4 protein-coding genes are annotated in these 4,085 nt (G+C 45.2%); all 4 read left to right on the top strand.

The features are described 5' to 3' along the window. A partial coding sequence (locus J7M13_03825; protein MCD6363114.1) for a hypothetical protein occupies window positions 1-470 on the top strand: 470 nt, incomplete at its 5' end. Window positions 471-475: 5 nt separating this feature from the next. Then, the gene (locus J7M13_03820) at window positions 476-1,834 is read left to right on the top strand and encodes a TldD/PmbA family protein (GenBank protein ID MCD6363113.1); all 1,359 of its coding nucleotides are present in this window, start codon (window positions 476-478) and stop codon (window positions 1,832-1,834) included. Continuing rightward, window positions 1,818-3,788: a DNA translocase FtsK gene (locus J7M13_03815; GenBank protein MCD6363112.1), complete on the top strand. Its 1,971-nt coding sequence runs from the start codon at window positions 1,818-1,820 to the stop codon at window positions 3,786-3,788. The genes J7M13_03820 and J7M13_03815 overlap by 17 nt, the downstream gene beginning before the upstream one ends. Window positions 3,789-3,801: 13 nt before the next feature. Then, on the top strand, window positions 3,802-4,085 hold a 284-nt coding region (locus J7M13_03810), incomplete at its 3' end, for a thiamine diphosphokinase (protein MCD6363111.1).

The following is a 4,085-nucleotide window of genomic DNA, read 5'->3' as shown; positions in this document are numbered from 1 at the left end:
TTTTTCTCGATACGCCTGGGATAGTTCCAGAAGGGAGACTTTACGATATCCTTTGCTCAAATTGCCAGAAAAGGGTTATACCCTCTAAGAAGCTTTCGGGCAAGGTTTTCTTACTAAGAGAGGGAAGAAGTCTGATGCTTGGGGGGCTTGTAATCTTGTCGATTAAAAAAGGGAAGTTTCTTCTTAAACCCTTTATATCTTGTGAGATTCCTCTACATGAAACGAATGAGGTGAGGTTTCGCGAGATACTACAAAAGGGGGTAGGGGAGTGGCTTGTGCCTCCCTGTAAAGGATGTATCGATAAAATAGAAAGCAAGGGATGGGAAGGAAAACTGCTTGCTGTGAGATCCGGTCAAGATATAGCTATTTCGGGAATAGGATGGGTTTCAATCTTTAGGGGAGAAGGAGATCTTTTCCTAAATGTCCCTGAGGGAGTTAAGGTTACCTTGAGGAACAGCATCAGGAGGTGAGTTTCTTGGACTACAGGGAATTGGTTCTCACCGCTTTGGATAGCATACACAGCCTTGGGGATTTAAGCGATGTTTTTGTAGAAACCTCAAGTGGGGAGAGCTTTAAAATAGAGGATGATAAGCTTGAGTTCTCTTCATATGGGTTTAAAAAAGGAATGGGATTAAGGGTGGTTAAAGGGGAAAGCACCTATTATTGTCATGGCTTGCCAGACAGAGGTTACCTTGATAAGGGTATAAAAGCTATAAGGGAAGCAATAAGTGCTGGAGAGGAAGGAAAGCTAATCGTTAAGGAGCTCCCTGAGAGAAAAATGATTCCTCTTAGGAGAGACTCGTTGAATGATATTGCCGAGGTGCTTTGGAAGGTAAATGGCTTTTTAAGGAAGAATGAGTTCGTGAGGCAGGTTATTCTATCTTACAGGAGGTCTTCTCAGAATGTTTGGATAGGAAACGATGAGGGACGGTTAGTCGAGGATTTAAGGATTTATACCTTCCTGTCTATGGCAGTCGTGATTGAAAAGGATGGAAAGCTTGAAAGTGCCTATGAGATTCTCGGAGGGACGAAGGGGGATGAGGTTCTGGAAGAGGAAAATCTTTTTAAAGTCGCTGAAAAAGCGCTTAAAAGAGGTTTGCTCGCTATCTCTGCTGGGCCCGCGCCAGCGGGTGTTATGGATGTAGTTATCTCAGGTGAGGCTGGGGGAACGATGATTCATGAGGCTTGTGGTCATGGACTCGAGGCGGATATAGTTAGGAAAGATGCTTCAGTTTACGCTGGAAAGATAGGAGAGGAGGTTGCCTCTCCCTTAGTAACGCTCGTTGATGATGGTTCCATACCTGGGCTTGGTGGAACTCTTGGATATGACGATGAGGGAATACCGGTGAGAAGAAGCGTTCTCATAGAAAATGGAGTTTTGAAAGGTTACATGACCGACAGGCTTTCCGCTAAGCTGATGGACCTTCCTTTAACTGGGAACGGCAGGAGGGAAAGCTTTGAGGATTATCCTATTCCGCGCATGACAAATACCTTTTTAGAAAGGGGAGAGCACGAATTCGAGGAAATTATCTCATCGGTTGAGAAAGGGCTTCTCGTCGTTAAGATGGGAGGGGGAGAGGTTAATCCTACTAATGGTGATTTCGTCTTCAAGGTTCTTGAGGGATATCTTATAGAGAAGGGGAAGAAAGGAAGACCAGTTAAGGGGGCTATTTTGATGGGGAACGGTCCCCAGGTTCTGAGGAACGTTAAAATGCTTGGTAAGGATCTCAGGTTTGATGTGGGAGTATGTGGTAAGGATGGTCAGGGCGTTCCCGTGGGGGATGGACAGCCAACCATGCTTGTGGGGGGGCTTGTAGTTGGTGGAGAGGGATAAAAGAAGGATAGCATTTGGGATCTTCTTGCTCATATTCTCTGTTTTTCTCTTTATAAGCCTGCTCGATTTTAAAACTGGAAGGGTTGGAAGCTTTTTCAAAGAAGAGTTATTTAAATTATTTGGCTTTTCCTCTTTTTTATTTGCTCTCTTGCTTTTTCTTGAAGGGCTTTCCTTGTTAGGTCTCCGCGTGCCGATTTTACCGCTTCTTTTGCTCTTACCTCTTCTTTCGATTCTCTTTCATCTTGTCCTTCCTCCTCGTCTCTTTCCCGCAAGAGGAGGGATATTAGGTAGCTATCTCTTTTCAAAGCTTAATTACTATGTTGGAACAGCGGGTAGCGCCATTATATTGACCTTTTCCCTCGGGCTTGTTGGATACTGGCTTCTGGGCAAGCCTTTGAGGGCTCTTATTTATCTTATGAGAAAGCTTAAGCGTGAGGGTGAAAAGAGAGAAATAAAGGTTAAAGAGGCTAAAAAGATAGAAAAAGCACCTAAGAGAAAGAAAGCTGTGGTTGCGGTAGATGAAGGAGTTTCAACGACTGTCGGTGAGGCTTCCGGAGGGGGTCTGCCACCCCCCTTAAGTCTTCTTTCGGATCCTCCCGTCTATAAAGGTGATGGGGAACCGGTAGAGGAGGAGAAGAGAGAGCTTGAGGAAACGTTTAAAAACTTTGGCATATCCGCTCGAGTGGTTAATGTAGTGGTCGGTCCCACCGTTCACAGATTCGAGGTAGAGCCTGCTAAAGGGGTCAAGGTTAATAGAATTGCTTCCTTATCGAAGGAGATAACGTTGAATCTCAAGGCTGAGAGCGTTAGGATAGAGGCTCCGATACCTGGAAAGGGACTTGTCGGCATAGAAGTTCCTAACAGGGTAAGGAGAGTTGTATATCTTAAGGAGATTCTCAGATCCTCAAGCTTTAAGAAGCTAAAATCCCCTTTAGCGGTAGCTCTCGGAAAAGATGTTGCGGGTTCCCCCCTTGTTATAGATATAGCGGATCTTCCTCATCTTCTCGTTGCGGGGGCAACCGGCTCCGGTAAAAGCGTCTGCCTTAATGTGATCATAATGAGTCTGATATTCAGGAATAAGCCCGAGGATATCAGGCTTGTTTTAATAGATCCTAAGCGGGTTGAGTTCAGCGTTTACAATGACATACCGTATCTGGCAGTTCCGGTCATAACGGAAGTTAAGGACGCCGTGAACGTTCTGAAGCGTCTTCTTGAGGAAATGGATAAGAGATATAGGAGATTTTCGCGACTCGGTGTGAGGGATATAAACGGATATAACAAGTTGGAAAAGGAGGAAAAATTCCATTACATCGTAGTTATAATAGATGAGCTTGCGGATCTTATGATGCTTTCCCCCAAAGAGGTTGAGGAGTCTATATGCAGGCTGGCTCAGATGGCTCGCGCTACTGGAATTCACCTTATTCTCGCCACTCAGAGGCCCTCAGTGAACGTCGTTACGGGCTTAATAAAGGCGAATATTCCGGCGCGTATAGCTTTTTCGCTACCATCACAGGCTGATTCAAGGACGATACTTGATTTTTCTGGAGCTGAAAGACTTCTCGGTAAGGGGGATATGCTTTTTCTGTCTCCCACAGCTGGTCAGCCTATAAGAGCACAGTGTGCCTGGGTGGGTGATGAGGATGTTGGAAGAATAGTCGCTTATCTTAAGGAACAGGGAGAGCCCCGGTACTGGGAAGATCTTCTTAAAGTTCCCGAGGAGGAAATGGGGGAGATTCCGCAGGATCCCCTCTTTAAAAAAGCCCTTGAGGTTATAGTTAATACCAAAACCGCGTCTGCAACATTGCTTCAGAGAAAGCTTGGTATAGGGTATGCTCGTGCGGCTCGCCTCCTTGATATGCTTGAGAGAATGGGGATAGTAGGTCCTTCCAAGGGAGGGGGTAAGCCAAGGGATATCCTAAAAAGCGAGGAGGAGCTGAGGGAAATTCTAAGGTAGGAGTGGAGAGAGCTTGAAAATATTGATTTTTACCTATGGAGATTATAAAAACGAGAGGCTCTATAAATCTTTGCTTGAAGAGGCGGATCTTATAATATGTGCCGACGGGGGTGGAAACTATCTATACGCTTGGGGAATAAAACCTGACATTTTGATCGGCGATATGGATTCGATTTCAGCAGAAGCGTTGCTTTATTTCGAAGGCGCTGGTGTTAAAATTGTTCGTTTTCCGAGAGATAAGGATTATACTGATTCTCATCTTGCTCTTCTTGAAGCGCTGAGATTCTCTCCCTCCGA

The organism is Synergistota bacterium (assembly GCA_021159885.1).
Taxonomy (GTDB): Bacteria; Synergistota; GBS-1; order GBS-1; family GBS-1; genus AUK310.
Note: the sequence above shows the minus strand (reverse complement) of the source record. Positions and strands in the feature narration are given on the sequence as shown.